The following is a 24,039-nucleotide window of genomic DNA, read 5'->3' as shown; positions in this document are numbered from 1 at the left end:
CTTCCTTTAGTTATCCCTTAACCCGAAAAGAAGATAATTAAACACTCTCTTATTTTTCTCATTATTTGTCTTTATCCCGCATTTGTTTTTTGGCCATTTCGATCATTTCTTTAACCATACTACCGCCAATTTTACCGCCGATCCTGCCAGCGTCCTTTGCCTTGATATTTCCGTTATAGCCTTGATTCAATTGTATTCCCTGTTCTTCTGCAGATTCGAATTTCGCCTCTGACGGATCATTAGCCTTCGTTACTTTTGCCTTTAATTTATCCAAACCTTCCCTTGCCTCAGGGACCAATATTTTATTTCTCCTTGCCATTTTCTGCTCCTTCTTTCTCAACTATGTTACTTAATTTTATTATTCGATTTGTTTTTGCCCTTATGACTGACAAGGTTCCCGTCTTGTCCTACCTGGTCGATTTCACCTTCAATAGTTCCTTCAGTATAGTTATCCGAAGCCTGTTCATGCGTGATCGAAAGTCCCTGTGCTAATTGATCATCTTTCTGATAATCTGAAGGGTCGTACATTTTTTCTGCAACTTTTTCTGCATCCTTGTTTGATACTTTTTTATTTTTATCCATCAGTATGCCTCCTTTTCCTATGCCGGTATGAATCCTTATGTTATTTTACATACGGTCTATTATACTGGCCAGCTCGGTTAATAACTGCTCCGCTTCTTCCTGAGCAAGCAAAACTGGTATTTGGTCATTTACAGTAATTGTACAGCCCTCTTGCTGGCTATGCTGCTTGGCTAAATAATCTTGCAGCTGGTGAAGCTGCCGATTAGAAAGAATCGACTGCGTTTGCAAATTTTTCACTCGCCGAAGATAAAACAATTCTTCGTCTTCGGAAAACTCGCCGCTGAATAAAACTCCATCAAAGCTATTCACTATAGCAGCCCCTTTAAGCTTGATTTTCTTTTTTTAGTATAAACAGTTCTAATAATTTCATGCTTTTTATAGAAAAGCACTCATAAAAAAAGCTAAGTCCGCTTAGGAGGACTTAGCTTCAGAAACACGTCTGTCTTGACGAAAATTTAAGTAATAGCTCTTTTGATTAGTTTCCGGAAAAATAATAAAACAAGCCCTATTAAAAAGATCACTACAATCGTTGAAAAACTGGATTGTTGATCGACCTTATCCGAAGATGAAGCTTTTTGGACATCACCGGACGATTGTTTGTTGTCTGCCTCATCATCCAGCGAAAACGCAGTATTTAGTAACTTATCGTTTTGCTTAATTTTTAATGTTCCATCATTTCCTACATTCAACACAGCGCCCGATTTTGTCTCTGTAAAATAAAGATCCTCTTCAACTGTATAACTGCTTCCATCTGGACTCACGTATTCTTTTCCACTTGGAATAATCGACGTTTTGAAATTTTCAAATCCGTAATCCAATAAAGCGATCGCATCCTGATATGCTTGATTCTGTGTTTCTGTTTTTAGAGTAACAGCGATCAGACTGATATTTTCCCGCTCGGCTGTAGTTATAAGTGTATGGCCTGACTCATCTACATAGCCAGTCTTCCCTCCGGTAATTCCTTCATAAGGAATTTCCCGAACCATTTTATGATGATGATAAAGTGTTGTAGACCAACTATCTCCATTCCAATCTAATTGTTCGGTACCAAAGATTTCTTTAAAGGTGCTATTTTGCAACGCATATTGGGTAAGTTTCGCCAAATCTGCTGCTGTAGTTACATGCTCTTGATTAAACAAGCCATGGGCATTTGTGAAATTTGTATCTCCCATGCCGACTTTTTTTTCTAAATAGTTATTTAAATCACGGGCAAATTGACGGGAACTGCCACTTATGTGCTCCGCTATCGCCACTCCTGCATCATTTCCTGAATTAAGCAACAGACCCTGAATAAGTCGCTTCAGAGGAACTTGCTCCCCCTCTTCCAGATACACCCTGGTCCCTTCCACGTTACGTGCTTTCGCACTAACAGTTACTATTTCATCCAGGTCAGCTGTTTCAATGGCATAAATAGCCGTCGCCACCTTAGTCAGACTTGCAGGGTACATCGGGCGGTCCGCATTTTGTTCATAGAGAACTTGTCCTGTGACTGTATCAATCAAAATGCCTGATTCACTAAACAATTCATTATCTAATTTAGCAGCATCTGCTTTCGTTTCTATCGAGAATATTATGATAATGGCAATAAAATAAAACGACAATCGTTTCACAATAGCACCTTCTTCCATATAGGTAAATAGTAAATAGTAAATAAAATTAACTTCGTATAAAGGGAAATGGTTACTGTGCCCTCGACACGGTCATCTATCAACTAGCGCAGAGGAATAGTATAACCAATACCCTGAAAATTGCTCTTCCCTTTTATACTACTATCAATCGACAAAGAATGACAATATCTTAAGTAGGTAAAAATAAATGTTTTTGTTGATTTTGACCCAATCAAGCCTATTTTTTTAAAAGATATATTACACTTCCCGTGTCAACTGGCTTCCATTGCATAAAAAAAGGACCCCCAAACCGGGAATCCTTGAATACTGTAAACCCCAAAATCTAATACTTAATTCATCACTCTGACTACACGGCCATTAAAATGCTTTTTCCAATACCCGCTCGACATGTTTGCAACTGCAACTCCTGTGGAACTTTGGGAACCGATAAATTTACCGCCGCCAATATAAATTCCTACATGGCCGTCTGTTTTATATGTATTAAAGAAAACAAGATCACCTGGTTTCATATCACTGGATGAAACCTGCTTCCCCGCACTCTTAAGGCTGTTGGTGCTTGCTCCAACACGAACACCCGCTTGAGAAAAGGCCCAGTGGACGAACCCGGAGCAATCGAAACGGCCATTAGCAATATCGGAAGCGCTTCGTCCGCCTCCAAAAACATAAACAGAGTTGCCGATATACTTATAACCAGCTGAAATCACCGTATTGATGTTTCCGCTTGGAGCAGATGTTTTACTTTTCGATGTTTGCGAGGCGGCTGTGCCATCCGAATTTCTCGGCTGCTCAACGCTCATCGTTTCTATTTGTGTTTCTCTTTGCTCGATTTCATTCCTGATTTGCTGTTCTTTCGAAGCAAGTGCTTCATCTTTATTTTGCAACTCAGCTTTTTCGTTGAGATTTGCTTGTTCTTTCTGCTTCAACTCTTCCTTCAAAAGATCGTTCTGTTCTTTTTGTTCCAAGATTTGGGCCTGCATGCCTTCTAATTCTGTTTGCATATCGGTAAGGTTTGTTAGTTTTTCATCCAAAGCCTGCCGTTTGTCTTCTAATTCTTTTTTGTCTGCCTCATGCTGGGCAAGAAGATCGGCATCTGAATCCATTACCTTAGAAACTAATGAAACACGGTCAATAAAATTGCCGAAACTCTTTGAACCTAAAATAACTTCCATGTAACTGATTGTTCCGCCATTTTTCTGTAGAGTCTTGGCTCTCTCTTTTAAAATTTCCAGCCGTTTTTCCATTGCTTCTTCAATTTCAGCAATGTCTTTTTCCAACGCTTCAATTTCTTTATGTGTATCTTTTATATCAGCTTTTGTGTCGTCTATCTTTTTTTGGTTGTCTTTTATTGCCTGCTCTACTCTTTTGATTTGCTCATTTAATTGTTGCAGTTCCGCAAGCACTTTTTCGATTTGTGCTTCTGTTTTTTCGATGCCGTCCTGGATTTCCGATCGTTGTTCCTGGACTTGTCTCTGCTCGTCCTCTAAACTGCCGTTTGTTTCTGCCGATACTGCTGCCGGTACTATAACGCTTCCAACACAAAGCAGCGCTGCCGTTTTCATTCCAATCCACTTTCTCGTAAACATGCTATTCCTCCCCCTAGAAATCTACTAATTTGATTATTCTCTATGTAATTTTGCTTATTTTCATCTATGTAAATCTAGTAGTAAGTATGTAATAGACCTGTTGGCAACTAATTCTATTTATTCACAATTAGTAGTATATCACTATAAAATGACAACAATATTATGTGAATATTACAATTGTGTATCAATATAAGGGGTAAAAAGTATCAAAAAATGCTCGAAACCTGTTTACTGGTGTAATTTTTAGTAAATAGGGTATGATGTAGTTTCTGATTAAGTTGCCCCACTGCGGGAAAGAGAACAAAGAGTTGTTTGTCGAAAAATAAACGGGAATGTATTTTCGTTTTCGAGAAACTACTAATCATATCAAAATAATTTAGGAAAGAGGAGATATTATGAAAGCGATCATTATAAACCAATACGGTTCAGCGGAGCAGTTGACAGAAGCCGAAGTTGACCAGCCAAAATTAACAGACGATCAGGTTTTGGTTGACATGCATGCCACATCGATTAACCCAATCGACTGGAAATTAAGGGAAGGCTATTTACAGGAGATGCTGCCGTTTGATTTTCCGATCATCTTGGGATGGGATGCAGCAGGTGTTGTCAAGGAGACAGGAGCAAAGGTAACAGACTTCCAAGTCGGAGACCGTGTTTTTGCCCGGCCAAGTACTACCCGGTTTGGCACTTACGCAGAATATGCTGCCATAGATGAGCAATTGTTGGCAAAAATACCGGATAATATTACCTTTGAAGAAGCAGCAGCTGTGCCATTAGCCGGTTTGACGGCCTGGCAATGCCTTGTCGACTTCTCTGAAATTAAACCTGGTGATAAAGTGTTGATCCATGCCGGATCAGGAGGGGTTGGAAGCTTCGCTATACAAATCGCTAAAAGTCTGGGTGCTTTTGTTGCCTCAACAGCCAGCGGGAAAAATGAAGAATTCCTGCAAAAAATAGGTGTTGATAGATTTATCAATTATAAAGAAGAGGATTTTGAGGAAGCCATTGAAGATTATGACATTGTACTAGATACATTAGGCGGGGATATTCAGCAAAAAAGCTTCAACGTCTTAAAAAAAGGCGGAAAGCTTGTGTCGGTCGTAGGAGCGCCTGATGAAAATATTGCAAAGGAAAAAGGCATTAAAGCAGGGTCCTTATGGCTGGATCCCAACGGAAGACAGCTTGCCGAACTGGCGGGATTAATGGAAAAAGGAGAACTAATTGCAACTGTAGGACATACATTCCCTTTCAGTGCAGAAGGACTGAAGGAAGCACATCGTCTGAGTGAAACCCACCACGCCAGAGGAAAGATTGTTATAAAAATCAAGTAACGAACGTAACTATGTTTTAGTTGGAGAATCAGGAAAACTTTAAGGAGCTGCCCTTTTGTGTCGATAAGGGCAGCTCCTTTACTATCTTTTTTGTATTTCGACCAATGTCAGTTTGTTATCCTCCACTTTTTTTATCTCAAAATATAGCTGGCCATATTCAAAATAATCCCCTTCAGCAGGAAAATAGCCGATCTCGCGTAATAGAAAGCCTGTTAAGATATCCTCTTCTTCAGGAATATTGGTTTTAAATACTTCGTTTAACCGATGCAATGATATTTTACCATTACAAACGATATGGCTCTCCGTCAATTCATGTATTAAAACATCTTCATCCTCATCTGTTTCATCCTTGATTTCCTGGCCAATCATTGCTTCGATAATATCCTCATTGCTTAATATTCCATTCGTGCCTCCATATTCGTCAAGGACGATGGCCATATGTTTTCGCTCTTTCAGCATTGATTTAAAGACTCGTTCAATTGAGTAAAATTCAAACACAAACAACGGGTCATTATCCATAAACTCCTGAATTGATCTTGTTTGATCCATTGACCATGATAACAACTGTTTGGAATGAAAAACCCCGACAATGTTATCCATATTTGCTTGATAAACGGGAAACCTAGTGTGATTATTGTTTAAAACAATATCAAACGTCTGCTGGTAGGAAGCATCAGACGGAATACCATCAATTTCTGTTCTGGGGGTTTTTAAGGCGTCTCTCACGTCCAGCCTTTGAAAATCGATAACCCCTTTAATCCGCTGTTTTTCATCTGTGGCAAATGTCCCTTCTGCCGTGGCAATATCAACCATTGTAATAAACTCTTCTTTTGAAATGGAGACCTTATCAGGGTCTTCACTGGATATCATTTTTATTACCAGCCGAGTAAATCTTGCCAGTAAGTAGGTTAGCGGTTTTACCAGCCGCATGAGCATGCTTATTACCGGAAATACAAAATAGGATACCTTTTCTGCAAATGTTGCGGCAATTGACTTAGGCAGCACTTCAGCAAATATTATCAAAACTAGGGTTAAGATTCCCGTAGCGATTCCAACACTGAAGCCATATTCAATCGCCACCATCGTTACAATCGTCGGCAGCAGGATATTAGAAATGTTGTTTCCAATAAGAATTGCGGTAATCAGCTCGTCCGGTTTGGATATGAGCTTTAACAATCTTTGCGATCGTTTGTCTCCGCTTTCGGCTTTTGATTTAACCTTCATTTTATTGACTGCTGTCAGAGCCGTTTCACTGCCTGATAAAAAAAAGGAGACGATTAGAAAGAAGATAATTGCGATAAACAATATGTTTCCTCCAATATCTTTTAGTAATATGTATTATTACCTATAAGCCCAAGAAGAATAATAGGGAACGAAAGATGGCTGAACAGGTGGTCCAAATCTTTCATTCCCTTGTTACATTTTAAATAAACAATAGAAGGCTGACAGCCATAACCGCCATCCCGCCAATCAATCCATAAATCGACAGGTGAGCCTCATCGTATTTTTTCGAAGCAGGCAATAACTCATCAAGGGAAATAAACACCATTATACCGGCAACACCTGCAAAAATCATGCCGAACAGTACGTCGTTTAAAAACGGCATTAATAAAAAGTATGCAGCAATTGCCCCTACTGGTTCAGATAATCCTGACAAAAAAGACAGCCTAAATGCTTTTCGTTTATCCCCGGTTGCAAAGTAAACTGGTACAGAAACCGCGATACCCTCAGGAATGTTATGGATAGCTATTGCAACAGCGATTGCTAAGCCCAATCCTGGATCCTGCAATGCTGAAGTAAACGTAGCAATTCCTTCCGGAAAGTTATGAATAGCTATGGCCAATGCTGTAAAGGTACCCATTTTTAACAAGCCGGGATCCTTGATAGCATTTCTTGTCTTATCCATATCCTCTACTTTTTTTACTTCATGCGGGTTTCCCTGCTTAGGAATGACTTTATCGATCAAGGCAATTAAAAGCATTCCGGCGAAGAATCCGATAACAGTCAGCCAATTGCCCAGTTGAACCCCCATCGCTCCGACGAGAGCATCCTTAGCTTTTACAAAAATCTCGATCATAGACACATAAATCATGACACCAGCTGAGAAACCGAGAGAAAAGGAGAGAAATTTGGTATTCGTAGTAGAAGTGAAAAAAGCGAGTACACTGCCGATCCCTGTTGCCAAGCCCGCCATCAACGTCAAGCCAAAAGCCAGCAATAAATTTTCCAACTTACATCTTCTCCTCTTTTGCACAATAATTTTTTTCCTGTATTTATTGGTCAGTTGATTTTTAGTATATGTTTCTTCCATAAAAATTTGCTACAGAGAAACTTGTCAATTTAATTTTTACTCGTGAATAAAAGTTTACCTTAGGAAACATTTTATGTTAAAGCAAACTTTCCGTCAATGTTTTATTATTATAATAAAAAAAGGCTTCCCCATGGTTGGGAAAGCCCTGCCTTACTTTAATTAGTCATGGTGACACAACATTAAACAGAGCTTGCCGTATCGGCAAGCTCTGGCTGTCGGGTATGATATAGGAAATCCACCAAAAGCATTCTTCTATGTATTTGGTGGAGACGGTGGGAATCGAACCCACGTCCAGAGATATCGTCACTCAGGCATCTACGAGCGTAGTTGGTATATTATCATTCACTACCTCTACAGCCTACCAACAGGCTTTCGAGGAGCTAGTCTGATTAGTCTCTTCTGGCATCCTCAGACGGTGGATGACAGCGTAGCCCGCTTCATTTGAGACCCTTCATCTACCACACGGGCGATGGCAGGAAGGATCCTTTAGTGCTACTTACGCAGCTGCTAAAGAGTAGTTGTTTTCTTTGCCAGTTATATTTAGGCGAATAACGTTTTACGAGACGTAACCTCGACACGCAGCCTGAGCTCGATCTATCCCTGTCGAATCCGTAACGTCCCCAAGAAAAAGTATCTGGGTACAACGGAATATATGATCAAGCATCATAATATTAAGTTGGAAATGTCCCTAAGACAATTCTAATTATAGCATATTCAGTGGATTTTTCAACCCTGTTCACCTAAGATTTTCCTTCATAGCCCTATCAACATCCCGTTTTGCTTGTTTTCTTTTTAGGTCTTCGCGCTTGTCATATTTTTTCTTCCCTTTACCCAAACCAATCAGCACTTTAGCGACTCCATTCTTAATGTAAATCTTCAATGGGACTAAAGAGTAGCCTTGCTGCTGTGTTTCCCCGATCAATTTATCAATCTCCTTGCGGTGAAGCAGCAGTTTCCTTGTCCTTGTTGGATCATGGTTAAATCGATTCCCCTGCTCATACGGAGAAATATGCAAATTGACCAAATAGGCTTCCCCGCGGTCAATCCGCGCAAAGCTATCCTTTAAGTTGACCCGGCCGGCTCTAATTGATTTTATTTCTGTACCTTTTAACGCGATTCCTGCTTCGTATGTTTCTTCTATGAAAAAATCGTGTCCTGCTTTACGATTTTGAGCTATTGCATTGCTTTGACCTTTTGCCATAACCTTTTCCTCCTAATTATCCGTATTATTGATTTTATCAGAAAAGCAATCCAATTCCAATTCTGCCGATGTTCGCTTCCTATCATCAGTAATCAAAAATAAAAGACTTACAATTGATGGTTTTCAGATGCAAAACAATCTTTTCTGTGAGAAAATATTTTCTACTAATAAGAAGAGAAGGAGCAAGATGACATTGCCTCAAGGACTTTTACAAATTAGAAGATTAAACATGGAAGATTGGGATACAGTAAAACAAATGAAAACAAATATAGAAGATGATTATGTTGTAAATATATTTCCCGACTTAGTGAGCTCCAGTTCCCAGGTGCTCTACGGAATGTTTTCCGATAACCAATTACTGGCGATCGCCGGTTATTCTGTTTTTCCCGGCGGATTAGCCATGCTCGGCAGATTGCGCAGCGATAGCAGATTCTTATCAAAAGGCCATGCCACAGAGCTTCTGGGTTATATTATTACAGAGCTAAAAAAACAGCCTGACATTATATGGGTAGGTGCCAATACTAATGAGCAGAATCAACCAGCAAGAAGGGTTTTAGAAAAGTTACAGTTATCTATCGTAACAAAACTGCATTCTCTTCCAGTGGCACATCCAGAATTCATTAACGGAACGGCAGGAAGCCTGTGGGCGCCGGTGGATTCAAGGAAGGAAAAACGGGCGTTGCTGGAATCCTTGACGGAAAATGCTATTAATTCCTTTCCATATGAATGTTACTACCCCCTGCCATTGACGCAACAACTGATCACCGATGAATACTTAGATAGCTCTGCATTTTATCAAAATCACGATGGTTCGAGATTTTTATCAATCAAGACTGACAGAAAACGTGAATGGTATGGGCAGGTCAAATACTTTTGGAATGATCACTTTGAACAACCCGGTTTTTGGGAAACTGCTTTTCATTATGCTAAGAAATCACCAGTGGACCCGAAAATTTGGATGGACTTTTCTGAGGTAGGGTTTAGCAATATTCCAGACAAAAGGGCCTTCACTGTCGCTGATGCCTGGGTGCTTTACGGCTCATGGATTTAAAGGGAGTTTTTTCAGGGTAGAGGAATAGTAATATTAAAGAATAGAAGGAGATGTTTCGCAATGACCGACAACAAGCAATACTCCTTAAACTCCTTATATATACCGTTAATCATTGCTATCCCAGCCAATATATTCTTTCTGGTCAGACTGCAGTTTGGTGTATATTATCAATGGGCATGGGTATCCTTTGCCGTTTTCACTTTATTTCTGCTAATCACTGGCGGGATTTCGATCACTAGGAAGGAAAGAAAATCACAAATACTTGGCTGTATTTATCTTTTATCAGCGGTAATATTTGTTGCTCTTGCTTTTCTTATTTCATAACAAAAACAGACACATAAACTGCTTCTCAGGCTGCCGGAAAAGCTTCGGCAGCCTTGTTTTTGATTTGAAAAGCAAATAAATACGCTTGAGGAGGCGTGCCTTCGTCCGCGAGGAAAACGAGTATCTTCATTCCACAAGGGACGAAAAAAAGCTTGCAGAAAAACCGAGGGCACTGAAAAAACGGAAGCGCTCTGATAGGTAGGATTTTTTAAAAATGCGGCCAGTGTGGGATTTAATTTCCATACAGACCGCTTTTCGTTTAACGATTCGTTTCACATTTTCCATGAAAATAGCTATCGTCCCTTGAATGCCATGCCTTCGAGACCCGAAGATGAGGCGACATCATATCCGTGTCTATGCTTCCATTCGCTATTGTTAGCTTCAGTTTATGGGATGAACAGTTCATTGTCCAAGAAAAAAAGAGTGATTTTCTTTGATTTATAAAAGAAAACCACTCTTTTAAAATTGGCCTCTGTTTATTCCGCGATGCGCGTCGGTGGTGACGCCTGCGGGAACAGCACGAGCCGAAGACCACTTGGTCAAGTGATCTTCTTGACCAAGTTAGCTGAGGCCGTGCCCGCGGCAAGCATCCACCGCCAAGCGATTCGTGGAATCAACAACAAACGTTGACAGCCCCTCTAGATTAAAAAGGACTTTTTCAGGGGGCGCGAAAAAACGAGGGTTTTTCTACAAGATGAACCCAGAAAACTGCGCCTATTTCTTTTTCTTCCGTTTTCCTTTAGGATTAGCCTTCTTTGCCGATCCTTTGGCAGTTTTCCCTTTAGGTTTGCCATTGTTCTTTTTTCCCTGATCCTTCTTGGCTGTAATCACTTTCGGCCGGTCTGGTGCTACTCTTTCTTTCCTGGGTTTCATCCCGACAACTTCGAAGTCGACCACTCGTTCATCCAAATTCACATTTACTACACGAATGGTGATTTCATCTCCGATTCGGAAAATATTTCCTGTACGTTCGCCAATCATGGCGTATTGTCTGTCGTCAAAATGATAATAATCGTCTGTAAGGTAGCTGACATGGACAAGTCCTTCAATTGTATTCGGCAGTTCAACAAATAATCCGAAGCCGGTTACAGAACTAATTACACCGTCATACTCCTCACCGATTTTATCCTGCATATATTCTGCTTTTTTCAAATCATCCGTTTCCCGTTCGGCATCGACAGCTGCACGTTCCATCTCTGAAGAGTGCCTTGCTATTTCAGGCATTTTATCCTTCCAATGGCGCCGCGTCTTTTCATCTAGCTGGCCATTGATCAAATAAGTCCTGATCAGGCGATGGACAATTAAGTCAGGATATCTGCGGATTGGCGATGTGAAATGAGTGTAAAAATCTGTCGCCAATCCAAAATGTCCAATCCCTTGCGGATCGTACTTGGCTTGTTGCATCGAACGCAGCATTAATTTAGAGATAATCATTTCTTCCTGTGTATCCTTCACTTCTTCAAGCACGCTTTGCAGCGCCTGTGGATGGATCTCATTCGAAGTTCCTTTGACGACATACCCTAAATTGGCGATAAACTCAAAGAAATGTTGAAGCTTATCCGGATTGGGGTCTTGGTGAATCCGGTGGATAAATGGCACATCCATCCAATGAAAGTGCTCGGCAACTGTCTCGTTGGCTGCCAGCATAAATTCCTCTATAAGCCGCTCTGCCACAGATCGCTCACGCAGGACAACGTCTACTGCCTTGCCTTCATTGTCTACTAGAACTTGCGCTTCTTTAAAATCAAAATCGATAGCACCACGATTTATTCTTTTCTTCCGTAAAATAGAAGCCAGCTGTTCCATATCCTTGAACATCGGTACAAGCTCTTGATATTTCTCCTTAAGTTCAGGATCATCCTCGGCTAAAATTTTGTTGACGTCATGATAGGTCATTCTTTCGTTCGTCCTTATTACGCTTTGGAAGATTTCATGGTTGACCACTTCTCCCTGGTCATTTATTTCCATTTCACAACCAAGTGTAAGCCTGTCCACTTGGGGATTTAAGGAACATATTCCGTTGGAAAGCCGGTGCGGTATCATCGGGATTACCCGATCTACCAAATAAACACTGGTAGCCCGCTCGATAGCCTCCTGGTCAATTGGTGAATCTTCTTCTACGTAATAGGTTACATCAGCAATATAGACGCCAAGCTTATAATTACCATTATCCAGCTGTTTGACTGTGACGGCATCGTCCAAGTCTTTTGCATCAGCACCGTCAATCGTGACAATGGTTTCATCTCTTAAGTCTTTTCGATTGGCGATTTCCTCTTCCTTAATTGTTTCAGGAGTTTCTTCTGCCTGCTGCAAAACTTCATCGGGAAAATCAACTTTTATTCCATGCTTATGGATAATGGAAATAATATCAATCCCCGGATCATTTTTATGCCCGAGAATTTGAACTACTTCTCCTTCAGCACTCATCCGTCCTTCAGGAAACTTCGTAATCTTAACGATCACTTTATGGCCATCTACCGCGCCTTTAGAAGCATTCTTCGGGACAAAGATATCGTTTGGAATCCGTTTATCATCGGCAACGACAAAACCAAAATTGCCATTATCATCATACGTTCCCACTAGCTCAGTTGTTGCTCTTTCAAGGATACGCACTACTACGCCTTCTGGACGTTTGCCATGCTCATCCCTGCCTTCAATTCTTACAAGCACTTTATCATTGTTCATTGCTGATTGTAAGTCAGCGTGATTGATATAAACGTCATCCTGGCCTTCTTCCTCAGGGATTAAAAAAGCAAATCCCTTGGAATGCATCTGGATTTTTCCACGGATTAAATTCATTCGTTCCGGGGGGCCGTATCTGTTTTTTCTTGTTCTGACCAGTTCGCCCGCTTCTTCCAGCTCGTTTAAATTCTGCATCAATATTTTGAATTGATCCGCGTCCTGCAAATCGAGAATTTCCTCAATCTCTTGCACGGATAACGGCTTGGAAGCATTCTCTTTAAAGTATTCCACGATTTTTTGTTTCATTTCTGTATTCAAACGCTCACCTTCCTTCACTATAAAATCGATTTAATCAAATTAACTGGATAAGATAGTTATCTCTATTATGGCTTAAGACCAGGATAGAGATTCTAAAAACTGATAAATATCTTCATGAAGCTGTTCTTTTTGTTTATCCAACGTTATTACATGGGAAGATTCTTCATACCATTTAATATCCTTCTGGTCAGCTTCCACATTTTCATATATGTAAGAAGCACTGTCTGTGTTGATCATTTCATCTTTTCTTGCTTGTACTACAAAGGTGGGTGCATAAATCTCATCGACTTTTTGTTTTACTTCGTTAATTAGGGAACCTAAATCCTTGAACATACGGCTGGAATGATCTATGAGCTCTTGCACTTCCTCTTCGATCGTTTGGTCATCCTTTTTTTCTAATTGCTTAAATTCGGTGGAGAATGCTTTAAACCCTTTGGTCAGCTGAACCTCGTTATCAAAGAACATGGGTGCACACATCGGGATAATTGCTTTGATTGGCTGTGAGTAAGCCAGTTTAAGTCCAAGAACCCCTCCTAAGGACAAGCCTGCTACGGCAATTTCCTCATGCCCCAATTCTTTCAAGTGATCAACGGCAGCCTGTACATCCTCCCACCATTGATCGGGATGGGCTTTGATTAATTCCTCGGGCGGCAATCCATGGCCGCGGTAGATCGGCGCATGGCATGTGTAGCCTTTACTTTGCAAGTAACGTCCTAGCATACGCACATCTGCTGTATGCCCAGTAAACCCATGTAATAATAGTACCGCACGGTCTCCTCCTTTAAACGTAAACGGTTCCGGCAGTTTGATTTTCATGGTCGTTTCATCTCCTCATTCAATAGTAACATTAACGTTTGCTGTATTACCTCATCTTATCAAAGAAAAAACAAAGAGGGGTATAATCCAGCATGAATCAATCTAATATATACCTTATCTTAGTAAGTGACAGGCATGAGCGGATTCCTGTATCCCCTGCCCTTCGGAATAGTAAACAATCCCTTATCGTTGTCGATAAGGGATTGTTTATCTAAGTAAAATATTAAAATTTACATTTAATAATGACAAGACTTTCACCTTAAAGGACTTAACCAGTATATCTCATCTATACGGAGCTAAGAGTTTATCCTTACAACACAAAACCAACGACAAATGTAAGAATGAACAGGATAACTGAAGCTACTACAGTTGCCCGGTGAAGTACTAAATCCATTCCGCGCGCCTTTTGTTTACCAAACAATTGTTCAGCGCCTCCGGAAATTGCTCCGGATAGTCCGGCACTTTTTCCCGATTGAAGTAAAACCAATACAATAAGTGCTATAGCGTCAATGATCAAAATGGTAATTGCAGCTGCATACATGATGCGCACACCTCCTATTTAACTCCCGAATAATAGATGCTACGGGATAAGTTCATCCTATCCGGCTATCTTTGTCCAAATTATCAAATTCCTAAGATGTCTAAATCAATAGAAAACGGACGAATTCATAATAGTAATGTAGCATAAATTCCCGCCTTTTAGCAAGCTATTTTCAGGCTGGCTAAAGAAACGAACGCACCTTCATTTAGATAATTCTGTTAAAATAATAGGACAAACCACGGAATACTAACCAATATGTGAGGAGAGAATTACATGAAGCAAACTTCTTTCTGGCTGCAAGCCTCCGATAACCAAAAAATATTTGTGCGAAAGTGGCATAATACAGAACGCCGGCCTTCAGCAATTGTACAGCTTTCTCATGGGATGGCCGAACACATTAACCGCTATCAGACTTTCGCCCAATTCCTGACAGACCATAACATCGCTGTTTACGGGAATGACCATCGCGGCCATGGGTACACAGGGCAAAAGCAAGGAACGATGGGGCACCTTGCCGACCAGCATGGATTTAACCGGGCTGTAGATGATTTAGCCATGGTAACAGAACAGGCGCGAAACGACTATCCGAGTGTACCAGTATTTTTATTAGGACATAGCATGGGCTCGTTTCTGGCTAGACGTTATATCCAGTTGTATAGCGATGTACTTGCTGGTGTCATATTATCTGGAACCGGCAGCCATCCTGGCATTGTCAATATAGCAGGAAAGCTCCTGGCTTTGCTTGAAATCAATCGTAAAGGCGGCAGGACCCCTTCAAAATTGCTTAATAAGCTAAGCTTCGCCAATTACAATCAAGCTTTTAAGGATAGTGAAACGGACTTTGATTGGTTATCGCGCGACCATGATGAAGTCCAATCATATCTCCAGGACCCTTTTACCGGATTTATTCCTACGGCAACGTTTTTTCATGACCTATTTACCGGTTTTGATTTAATCGATGACAAGCATGGACTGGAGAAGATTAACAAAGACCTTCCGTTTCTTTTTATTACCGGCAGCCTTGACCCTGTCGGCAAACAAACGAAGGGAGTATATGCTGTAATGAATCGATATTACCAACATGGGCTTACAAACATAACCTCCTATTTTTACGAGGATGGCAGGCATGAAATGCTAAACGAGATAAATAAAGAAGAAGTCTTTGACAATATTCTGCAGTGGATAACCGATGTCACTTATAAGCGAAGCAAAGAGAACAGCATGCGCTCTCTGTAGTTTTTTAACTTTTCAGCAGATGGGGTTGCCACAAACGTATAGCGGCCAAAGCAAAAATCGAACGATGATTCGAAATCCTTAGCATTCGAACTCGTTCGATTTTTCTTTTCTATTGTTTCATATAATCTGCGGGCCACAGTGACAACTCTATTTCTTCCTTCTAACAAGGTTCGGTGCTTAGGCATCCGCCGGCAGCGTCCTTCGCTTTCCGTGGGCACGGCTTCAGCTTCTTACTACCTTGCATGACAACCGCGGTCTCAAGTAAATCTTAAGCATTTGAGGTTTAATGGTTGAAAACAGTACGTAGACTTTCAGCGGAGGAAATCCACGGAGACTCCTGCGGGAAGCGTAGTGTATTTCCGCAGCGTAGTACTAATGGTTATCCGATACTATTAAAGAAACACCTACTGTTAATCGCCATATATATTCCTTTTCGTCATCAATCGAATGCTTAAAGATGGCTTTTTAAAACTTTCTATGCTGTTATCGTTCGATTTTTGCTAATGGATGTATTTCACTATTTTCATGCCCTCCTCTCTCAACCTTTTCTGTTTAATTTTGAATAGAATTCCGATTGTAAAATGACTAATTTGTGAACCGATGATTGTTTTTGGATGTTTTTGATTAATTATGATTGAAAAATGAAAGGGTTTGCTTTATGATTTATTTGATTGATATTACTTAAGAGGTGATGAATTATCCTTACACCAGAACGCCACCAACTTATCTTACAGCGTTTGGCCAAACAAGGAACCGTTAACATTCAAGACCTCGTTCGTTTAACAAAATCTTCGGAATCTACGATTAGAAGGGATTTAAGCGAACTGGAGAGCTTGGATAAATTAGTCCGTGTCCATGGTGGAGCAGCGACAAAGCAATCGATTAGCCAGGAGTTAAGCTTTCCAGAAAAAACTACCAAAAACCATCAAGAAAAACTAAAAATTGCCCGCTATGCAGCAGGCTTTGTAAATGAAGAAGAATATATTTACTTAGATGCAGGCACTACCACCTTTGAAATGATTCCTTTTTTAAAAGAAAAAGGAGTGACAGTCGTTACGAATGGGCTTACTCACTTAGATGCGCTAAGTAAATATCAAATACCAACGTATCTAACCGGTGGTTATGTAAAACATAAAACAAAAGCACTCATCGGTCATGGAGCCCAATCGGGCTTAAATAAATATCGTTTTGACAAATGTTTTTTGGGGGTGAATGGAATCGATTTAGCGTATGGCTTAACAACCCCGGATCCGGAAGAGGCACGGATTAAACAGCTGTCCCTCCGCTTGTCCCAAGAATGCTTTGTGCTTGCTGACCAGTCCAAGTTCAATCAAGTATCGTTCAGCAAGATTGCAGAATTAGAGGACAGCCAAATTATCACTACTGAGGTAGATGAACACATACTGTCACCCTACCAAAATAAGACAAACATAAAGGTTGTGTAATCAATGATTTTTACTTGTACCTTAAACCCGTCCGTCGACTATGTTATCCACGTAGATACATTTACTCCAGGGGGATTGAACAGAGGAAATAAAACATTTTATTATCCGGGCGGCAAAGGCATCAATGTCTCGCGGGTCCTTAACCGCCTGGGGCGCAGTAATACAGCTATCGGCTTTCTTGGCGGTTTTACTGGAGACTTTATTAAAAATGAACTTACTAAAGAAAATATTGACCATCAGTTTATTGCTGTCAACGGAACGACAAGAGTGAACATGAAATTAAAATCAACAGACGAAACAGAGATCAATGGGCCTGGTCCGGAAATAACCGCTGAGCAGCAAGAGCAGCTGTTTAAGCAAATTGCCGAAATGTCCGAGGGAGATTATTTAGTAGCTGCCGGAAGCGTGCCCTCTACGATTGCAACAGACTTTTATGTCCAGGCGGCTGAGCTTTGCAGGCAAAACGGCGTGAAAATGATTGCTGATACATCAAGCAACGCTTTAAAGGAAATTGTCGGCCGGGAGTTATTTTTGGTGAAGCCAAATCACCATGAATTAGGCGAATTATTTGACACAGCCATTACCACTCATGAGCAGGCAGCCCATTACGGGAAACAGCTGCAGCAAAAGGGTGCAAGGCATGTGATTATCTCGATGGGCGGCAATGGAGCCATCTATATTAATAAGGATACTTGTTTACGAGCAAATGTCCCATCCGGTCAAGTGAAAAATACGGTGGGATCAGGAGATTCCATGGTTGCTGGTTTTTTGTCCAGTTACGTGAAAACCAAGGATCCTGTGCTGTCCTTTAAAACAGCAGTTGCAGCTGGAAGTGCTACCGCATTTAGTGACGACTTGTGCGAGCAAGAAGATGTGGAAGCATTACTTTCTAAAATAACTACGGAAGCATTATAAAAGGAGGTATTCATAGTGAAGATTACGGATTTGTTAAAAGAAGATACAATTATTTTAGATTTACAAGCCACTTCCAAGGCGGATGTCATCGATGAGTTAGTATCAAAATTGGATGAAGCCGGCCGGTTGAATGACAAACAAGCGTACAAGGATGCCATTTTAGAGCGGGAATCACAGAGCACGACAGGAATTGGCGAAGGGATCGCCATTCCCCATGCCAAGACCTCCGCTGTAGCCACGCCAGCCATCGTGTTTGGCAGAGCGAAAGAAGGGATTGATTACGAATCCTTAGACGGTGCGCCATCCCACTTATTTTTCATGATTGCAGCTTCTGAAGGTGCTAATCAAACTCACTTGGAAACTTTATCAAGACTTTCTTCCTTCCTGATGGATAAAGATTTCCGCCAAAAGCTGGAAGAAGCCTCCTCAGAGGCTGAAGTAATGACTGTAATAGACGCGAAAGAACAGGAAGAGTCAGAAGAAACCCAACAGGAGACCGGCAATCAGGCCAGCAGCATCCTGGCGGTAACTGGCTGTCCCACAGGAATTGCCCATACATATATGGCAGCAGATAAACTAAAAGAAACTGCTTCAGAAATGGGCATTACTATTAAAGTGGAAACAAATGGCTCAGGCGGGGTGAAGAATCGGCTGACCGATGAAGAAATCGAACAGGCAGATGCAATCATTGTTGCGGCCGATACCAAAATTGAAACAGACCGCTTCCGCGGAAAACCTTTGATTCAGGTACCGGTCGGAAAGGCTATTCATCAGCCAAAAGAATTGCTGAACAAAGCTGTTAATAAGGATGCCCCGATATATCAAGGGGATGGCGGGCAGTCTTCCGATGAGAACAATCAAAACAGCGGCGGCCGTTCCGGATTCTATAAGCACTTGATGAACGGTGTTTCCAATATGCTTCCTTTTGTTGTCGGAGGCGGTATCTTAATAGCAATCTCCTTCTTATGGGGGATTAACTCCGCAGACCCTGCAAACGATGATTATAACCGTTTTGCAGAGATGTTAAATACCATCGGCGGAGGAAATGCCTTTTTCTTAATGGTTCCAGTTCTTGCTGGTTTCATTGCTTCCAGTATTGCTGACCGGCCCGGCTTTGCTCCAGGAATGATCGCTGGCCTAATCGCTATCACTTCAGGAGTTGAAGGTGCTGATGGCGGTTCAGGCTTTCTCGGCGGGCTGATCGCAGGTTTTCTGGCTGGTTATGTTACTTTATTTGTCAAAAAAGCCATGCAAGGACTCCCTGCCATATTCGATGGTTTGAAAACAGTCCTTTTATACCCGGTATTTGCCATTGGAATTACCGGACTGATTATGCTGCTGATTAATCCACCATTGACAACCATTTATACAGGACTATCCAGCTGGCTGGAAAGTCTTGGCGGCTCAAATCTTGTGTTACTCGGACTATTATTAGGCGGAATGATGGCTGTTGATATGGGCGGTCCAATCAACAAGGCTGCTTATACATTTGGAATTGCAATGCTTGATGCTGATAATTTCACTTTTATTGCTGCTATTATGGCAGGCGGGATGGTACCGCCGCTTTCACTTGCAGTGGCAACTACGATGTTTAAAAACAAATTCACGAAACAAGAACGAGAAGCGGGAAAATCTGCTTACGCCCTAGGGGCCTTCTTCATCACAGAAGGCGCAATCCCATTTGCTGCTGCAGATCCGGCCCGGGTAATTCCTTCTGTTGCTATCGGCTCTGCCATTGCCGGAGGACTAACCATGTTGTTTGACATTGGACTAAGGGCCCCTCATGGTGGTATTGTAGTAGCTGGGCTTGTCGAAGGAAATCCTCTCTTGTACTTGCTTGCAATCCTTGTTGGAACAGCAGTGAGTGCAGCTATGCTCGGATTCTTGAAAAAAGACCTTAGAAAAGAGTAAAATAGTACAGGGATACTGCCCGTGACTATAAAAGATAAATAATTAGGAGGTTTTATCTATGGTAGAAAAAACAATGACTATCACAGACGAAACAGGAGTACATGCACGTCCTGCTACGGTTCTGGTTAACAAAGCTGGTAATTTCGAATCAGACATCAATATGGAGTATAACGGAAAAAACGTTAACTTAAAGTCAATCATGGGAGTTATGTCACTAGGAATCCCTAAGGATGCAGAAATTAAGGTATCTGCAGAAGGCTCCGATGAGGAAGAAGCTCTGCAGACAATTGTCGATACTATCAAAACTGAAGGGCTAGGAGAATAATTATAATGAGCAGCATTAATGGAATAGCAGCATCAAACGGGATTGCCATCGCTAAAGCTTATAAGCTGGAAGTCCCTGAGCTGACTTTTGATAAATCAAAGGTTGAAAACCCTGAAGCGGAAATCGAGAGATTAGACAACGCTTTGGAGGTTTCGAAACAAGAACTGGAAATCATCAAAGAAAATGCGAAAAAGTCACTTGGCGATGAACATGCGGAGATATTTTCAGCACACTTGCTTGTATTAAGCGATCCAGAGATGATTAATCCCATTAAGGATAAGATTAAATCGGAAAACGTTAATGCCGAAGCAGCATTAGACGAAACAGCAAACATGTTTATCGATATGTTCAAAAACATGGATAATGAGTATATGAGAGAGCGTGCAGCAGATATACAGGATGTTACCAAACGTGTAATGGCCCACTTACTTAAAGTAACCTTCCCTGATCCTGCATTAATTGATGAAGAAGTCGTTATCGTAGCAGAGGATTTGACGCCGTCTGATACTGCTCAGTTAAATAAACGGTTCGTTAAAGGCTTTACTACTAATATCGGCGGCAGAACTTCCCATTCAGCAATCATGGCCCGCTCATTGGAAATTCCTGCAGTTGTAGGGACCAAAAACATAACCGAAGCAGCCGATAAGGATACCCTTATCATTGTAGATGGCATTGATGGCCACGTGATCATTGATCCCAGTGAGGAAGAGCTAGCTGCTTATAAAAAGAAACAGGCTGATTTCGAAGAACAGAAACAAGAATGGGCTAAATTAAAGGATGAGCCAACAAAAACAGCTGAAGGTGAGCATGTAGAACTTGTTGCCAATATTGGTACCCCAGAAGATGTAGAAGGGGTAATCAATAACGGTGGAGAAGGCGTTGGCTTATACCGCACAGAATTCTTGTACATGGGTAAAAGCGAATTGCCTACCGAAGAGGAACAGTATAAAGCTTACAAGTCTGTATTGGACCAAATGGGAGATAAACCTGTTGTCGTTCGAACGCTTGATATTGGCGGAGATAAAGAACTTTCTTATTTGGACCTTCCAAAAGAACTTAATCCATTCCTGGGCTTCCGTGCCATCCGCCTATGCCTGGAAAGAGACGACATTTTCCGTACCCAGCTTCGTGCGTTGCTGCGGGCTAGTACTTCCGGAAACTTAAAAATCATGTTTCCAATGATCGCCACATTAGATGAGTTCCGGCAAGCAAAAGCGATATTGTTAGAGGAAAAAGACAAGCTTATCAATGAAGGAACAGAAGTTTCTGATCAAATAGAAATAGGCATCATGGTTGAGATTCCTTCTACTGCGGTTATTGCCCGTCAATTTGCTAAAGAAGTTGACTTCTTCAGCATCGGCACCAATGATTTAATTCAATACACCATGGCTGCAGACCGGATGAATGAACGGGTTTCTTACTTGTACCAACCGTATAACCCTTCTATCATCAACTTGGTCAATAATGTAATAGAAGCTGCACATGCAGAAGGTAAATGGGCTGGTATGTGTGGAGAAATGGCCGGCGATTCAATCGCAATCCCTATTCTGTTAGGACTTGGTCTTGATGAATTTAGTATGAGCGCCACTTCCATTCTTCCTGCTCGTACGCAAATTAAAGAACTTTCCAAGCAGGATTTAGCATCCTTTAAGGACAAGCTTCTTTCGATGAACACTGCAGAGGAAGTTGAACAGTTCATCAGAGAAAAAACAAACCAATAGTTATATAAAGCAAAGACCTGGCTGTATAAATACAGCCAGGTCTTTATTTTTGCCCAATTGAAAAGTTTTCCTTGTTAATTTACTTTCGGAAGCGAGGATTTGTACATCAACCATAAAAAATATGGAGCGCCCATTAATGCAACCAAAATACCTGATGGTATTTCTTTTGGCACGAGCAATGTTCTGCTAAGTATGTCAGCGACGACAAGGAAGAAAGCTCCTAATAAAGCGGAACAAGGAAGCAGGTACTTATGGCCTGGTCCGAGAAACATCCTTGCCACATGCGGAGCTATTAATCCAACAAAGCTTATCGTTCCGACAGCAGCGACACTAGCGGCAGCCAGCAGAGAGGCGACAAGGGCCATTTCAAAACGAGTACGGGTAACCCGCAATCCAAGCCCTTTAGCCGTTTCATCTCCCAGCGACAATACGTTCAAATTCTTTGATTGCAGGTAAAGAATTGGAACCAAAATAACCATCGGCCAGAGCAGATAATCGATCAATGCCTCCCAGCTTTTCGCATATGTGCTTCCAGATAACCAAGTTAACGCAGATGCTACAGCCATGTCTGCCTGTACCACCATGATTTGAATGAGCGCAGATCCAAATGCTGATACACCAATCCCTAACAAAGCCAACAAGGACGGCTGGAAGCCAGCCCGATACGAAAGACCCATAACAACTAAAAAGGCTGCTAGAGCTCCCATAAATGCCCCAAGTGGAATAAAAGCTGCCGATAAGCTAGAAAAAATAACTAACAAAGCGCCTACTCCGGCACCAGAAGTAATTCCTATTACCGAAGGATCAGCCAATGGGTTTCTCAAAACCCCTTGGAATACAAAGCCGCTGACTGCCAATAGTGCACCGCTTAAAGCCGCTACCAATAAACGAGGCAGTCGCAAATTAACGATCATATTACGTAAAAATTCATTTCCATTTCCCATAACAGCCGATATGCTGTCAGCGATCTGAATACCATAATTTCCAGCAGTAAGTCCGATAAAAATTGCTCCGGCTAAAAGGATGACTAAAATTGGCAGAAGCAGCCTGCTTGAAAAGGGCAATCTTACACTGCCTGCCAAAACCCCGGTTTGCTTATCCCCATATTGGCGGTTCCGTTTGTTCAGTACAAGCCAAATTAACCATGGCGCACCGATGAGGGCTGTTATCGAACCTACCGGCAGTTCAGAAAAGGAAGTATCGATGATTCTTGCCAGCACATCAGCACCTAATAGGACGTTAGCTCCCCATATGAATGACCCGGCCACTAATAAATAATGGCTGCGGAAACCTATTAATTTTAGTAAATGAGGAGCAATCAAACCGACAAAACCGATCGGGCCGACGACGCTTACTGTCACCGCTGTCAAAAACACTGCAATAAGCAGAGAAATTAGCCGGAGCCTGCCGACATTTTGCCCGAGAGACGAGGCAACATCCTCTCCTAATCGAAAAATATCCAGTTGACTTGCGATAAAAAAAACTCCACAGAGACCGACAATAATAAATGGCAAGGAAAATTGCACTCCCCCCCAATCATTTTGGACAAGCGTCCCTGCTCCCCATAAAAACAAGCCCGCGGTTTCATTTTCGTAAAAAATTTGCAGCACAGAGGTAAAGGAAGAGAACATGATCGTGACCACCATGCCTGCCAGAACCATCTTTACCGGATTCGCCGCAGCACCTCCCGCCAGTCCATAAACAAGCAGCGCGGTAAGGATTCCCCCGGCAAAAGCAACAATTAATCCCTGGCCTGGAATCATGGCAGGTATAAAAATAGTACTGAAAACAACAGCAAAATAAGTGCCGGCATGAATACCCAATGTACTGGCAGAAGCGAGCGGATTTTTGGTGATCGTCTGCAAAATCACCCCGGATACCGCCAATGCGCCTCCAGCAAGTATCCCGATGACCGCTCTTGGCAGCCGTAAAAACCGCACCGTATGATGCTCAATTATATCTTCAGGGGCAAAAAGAGCATTGGCTACCACGTGCAACGGCAACTCCACACTCCCCTGGTTTATATGTACAACTAACAATGCAACTAAAAGCACGGCTCCACCTCCAAAGGTTAGAGCCGTTTTTATCCATATGCTTCTAAAGACATTTATCATGTTA

The 24,039-nt window shown here is 41.6% G+C and carries 22 protein-coding genes and 1 other RNA gene; 10 read left to right on the top strand and 13 right to left on the bottom strand.

The features are described 5' to 3' along the window. Window positions 1–61: 61 nt before the first annotated feature. From BLR93_RS08495 to BLR93_RS08475, 5 genes are all read right to left on the bottom strand, one after another. Window positions 62–319 carry an alpha/beta-type small acid-soluble spore protein gene (locus tag BLR93_RS08495; protein ID WP_093213239.1) on the bottom strand — a complete coding sequence of 86 codons (258 nt, stop codon included), beginning with the start codon at window positions 317–319 and terminating at the stop codon, window positions 62–64. A 26-nt stretch (window positions 320–345) separates the two neighbouring features. Beyond that, window positions 346–582, bottom strand: coding sequence for a YozQ family protein (locus tag BLR93_RS08490; protein WP_093213237.1), 237 nt, complete (start codon window positions 580–582; stop codon window positions 346–348). 45 nt (window positions 583–627) lie between these two features. Next, window positions 628–891, bottom strand: a complete 264-nt coding sequence (locus BLR93_RS08485) for a hypothetical protein (RefSeq protein ID WP_093213235.1) — start codon at window positions 889–891, stop codon at window positions 628–630. 146 nt (window positions 892–1,037) lie between these two features. Then, window positions 1,038–2,192: a D-alanyl-D-alanine carboxypeptidase family protein gene (locus BLR93_RS08480; protein ID WP_245690094.1), complete on the bottom strand. Its 1,155-nt coding sequence runs from the start codon at window positions 2,190–2,192 to the stop codon at window positions 1,038–1,040. 347 nt (window positions 2,193–2,539) lie between these two features. Beyond that, a complete protein-coding gene (locus tag BLR93_RS08475) occupies window positions 2,540–3,793 on the bottom strand; it encodes a coiled-coil domain-containing protein (RefSeq protein ID WP_093213231.1) in 1,254 nt (417 codons plus the stop codon). 395 nt (window positions 3,794–4,188) lie between these two features. Here BLR93_RS08475 and BLR93_RS08470 point away from each other — a divergent pair, with 395 nt between their 5' ends. Beyond that, window positions 4,189–5,124 (top strand): NADP-dependent oxidoreductase, encoded by a 936-nt coding sequence (locus BLR93_RS08470; protein WP_093213229.1) that lies wholly within the window; start codon window positions 4,189–4,191, stop codon window positions 5,122–5,124. A gap of 81 nt (window positions 5,125–5,205) precedes the next feature. Here BLR93_RS08470 and BLR93_RS08465 read toward each other — a convergent pair whose 3' ends face one another. The 4 genes from BLR93_RS08465 to smpB all read right to left on the bottom strand — a co-directional run bounded on the left by BLR93_RS08465 (window position 5,206) and on the right by smpB (window position 8,636). After that, window positions 5,206–6,429: a CNNM domain-containing protein gene (locus BLR93_RS08465; RefSeq protein ID WP_093213227.1), complete on the bottom strand. Its 1,224-nt coding sequence runs from the start codon at window positions 6,427–6,429 to the stop codon at window positions 5,206–5,208. A gap of 118 nt (window positions 6,430–6,547) precedes the next feature. After that, complete coding sequence (gene zupT / locus BLR93_RS08460; RefSeq protein ID WP_281241688.1) at window positions 6,548–7,354, bottom strand: zinc transporter ZupT; 807 nt, start codon at window positions 7,352–7,354, stop codon at window positions 6,548–6,550. 342 nt (window positions 7,355–7,696) lie between these two features. Beyond that, window positions 7,697–8,057, bottom strand: a transfer-messenger RNA (tmRNA) gene (gene ssrA, locus BLR93_RS08455). A gap of 114 nt (window positions 8,058–8,171) precedes the next feature. Then, on the bottom strand, window positions 8,172–8,636 hold the full coding sequence (gene smpB, locus BLR93_RS08450; protein ID WP_093213223.1) for an SsrA-binding protein SmpB: 465 nt from the start codon (window positions 8,634–8,636) through the stop codon (window positions 8,172–8,174). A gap of 187 nt (window positions 8,637–8,823) precedes the next feature. Here smpB and BLR93_RS08445 point away from each other — a divergent pair, with 187 nt between their 5' ends. Together BLR93_RS08445 and BLR93_RS08440 are read left to right on the top strand one after the other, a co-directional pair. Then, window positions 8,824–9,687: a GNAT family N-acetyltransferase gene (locus BLR93_RS08445; RefSeq protein ID WP_093213221.1), complete on the top strand. Its 864-nt coding sequence runs from the start codon at window positions 8,824–8,826 to the stop codon at window positions 9,685–9,687. A gap of 60 nt (window positions 9,688–9,747) precedes the next feature. Beyond that, entirely contained in the window at window positions 9,748–10,011 is a 264-nt protein-coding gene (locus tag BLR93_RS08440; RefSeq protein WP_093213219.1) for a hypothetical protein, read from the top strand. 714 nt (window positions 10,012–10,725) lie between these two features. On the opposite strand, the gene rnr is transcribed toward BLR93_RS08440, so the two are convergent. Further along, the gene (gene rnr, locus BLR93_RS08435; protein WP_093213483.1) at window positions 10,726–12,999 is read right to left on the bottom strand and encodes a ribonuclease R; all 2,274 of its coding nucleotides are present in this window, start codon (window positions 12,997–12,999) and stop codon (window positions 10,726–10,728) included. A gap of 84 nt (window positions 13,000–13,083) precedes the next feature. Beyond that, a complete protein-coding gene (locus tag BLR93_RS08430; protein ID WP_093213217.1) occupies window positions 13,084–13,827 on the bottom strand; it encodes an alpha/beta hydrolase in 744 nt (247 codons plus the stop codon). 92 nt (window positions 13,828–13,919) lie between these two features. Between BLR93_RS08430 and BLR93_RS18365 the strand changes: the two genes are divergently transcribed. Continuing rightward, on the top strand, window positions 13,920–14,042 hold the full coding sequence (locus tag BLR93_RS18365) for a hypothetical protein (protein ID WP_281241687.1): 123 nt from the start codon (window positions 13,920–13,922) through the stop codon (window positions 14,040–14,042). Between the two features lie 95 nt (window positions 14,043–14,137). On the opposite strand, the gene secG is transcribed toward BLR93_RS18365, so the two are convergent. Then, window positions 14,138–14,368 (bottom strand): preprotein translocase subunit SecG, encoded by a 231-nt coding sequence (secG, locus tag BLR93_RS08425; RefSeq protein WP_093213215.1) that lies wholly within the window; start codon window positions 14,366–14,368, stop codon window positions 14,138–14,140. Window positions 14,369–14,641: 273 nt separating this feature from the next. Between secG and BLR93_RS08420 the strand changes: the two genes are divergently transcribed. The 6 genes from BLR93_RS08420 (at window position 14,642) to ptsP (ending at window position 21,921) form a co-directional block, all read left to right on the top strand. Further along, window positions 14,642–15,604, top strand: a complete 963-nt coding sequence (locus tag BLR93_RS08420) for an alpha/beta hydrolase (protein ID WP_093213213.1) — start codon at window positions 14,642–14,644, stop codon at window positions 15,602–15,604. 698 nt (window positions 15,605–16,302) lie between these two features. Further along, on the top strand, window positions 16,303–17,049 hold the full coding sequence (locus BLR93_RS08415; protein WP_093213211.1) for a DeoR/GlpR family DNA-binding transcription regulator: 747 nt from the start codon (window positions 16,303–16,305) through the stop codon (window positions 17,047–17,049). Window positions 17,050–17,052: 3 nt separating this feature from the next. Next, window positions 17,053–17,964 carry a 1-phosphofructokinase gene (gene pfkB, locus BLR93_RS08410; protein WP_093213209.1) on the top strand — a complete coding sequence of 304 codons (912 nt, stop codon included), beginning with the start codon at window positions 17,053–17,055 and terminating at the stop codon, window positions 17,962–17,964. A 15-nt stretch (window positions 17,965–17,979) separates the two neighbouring features. Then, window positions 17,980–19,875 carry a PTS fructose transporter subunit IIABC gene (locus BLR93_RS08405; protein ID WP_093213207.1) on the top strand — a complete coding sequence of 632 codons (1,896 nt, stop codon included), beginning with the start codon at window positions 17,980–17,982 and terminating at the stop codon, window positions 19,873–19,875. A gap of 58 nt (window positions 19,876–19,933) precedes the next feature. Further along, the gene (locus BLR93_RS08400; protein WP_093213205.1) at window positions 19,934–20,200 is read left to right on the top strand and encodes a phosphocarrier protein HPr; all 267 of its coding nucleotides are present in this window, start codon (window positions 19,934–19,936) and stop codon (window positions 20,198–20,200) included. A 5-nt stretch (window positions 20,201–20,205) separates the two neighbouring features. Next, entirely contained in the window at window positions 20,206–21,921 is a 1,716-nt protein-coding gene (gene ptsP / locus BLR93_RS08395; protein WP_093213203.1) for a phosphoenolpyruvate--protein phosphotransferase, read from the top strand. A gap of 74 nt (window positions 21,922–21,995) precedes the next feature. Here the strand turns inward: ptsP and BLR93_RS08390 are convergent, their stop codons facing one another. Next, entirely contained in the window at window positions 21,996–24,035 is a 2,040-nt protein-coding gene (locus BLR93_RS08390; RefSeq protein ID WP_093213201.1) for an iron ABC transporter permease, read from the bottom strand. Between the last annotated feature and the right edge of the window lie 4 nt (window positions 24,036–24,039).

The organism is Sediminibacillus albus (assembly GCF_900101125.1).
GTDB lineage: Bacteria > Bacillota > Bacilli > Bacillales > Amphibacillaceae > Sediminibacillus > Sediminibacillus albus.
This window is presented reverse-complemented; position numbering and strand designations above follow the sequence as displayed.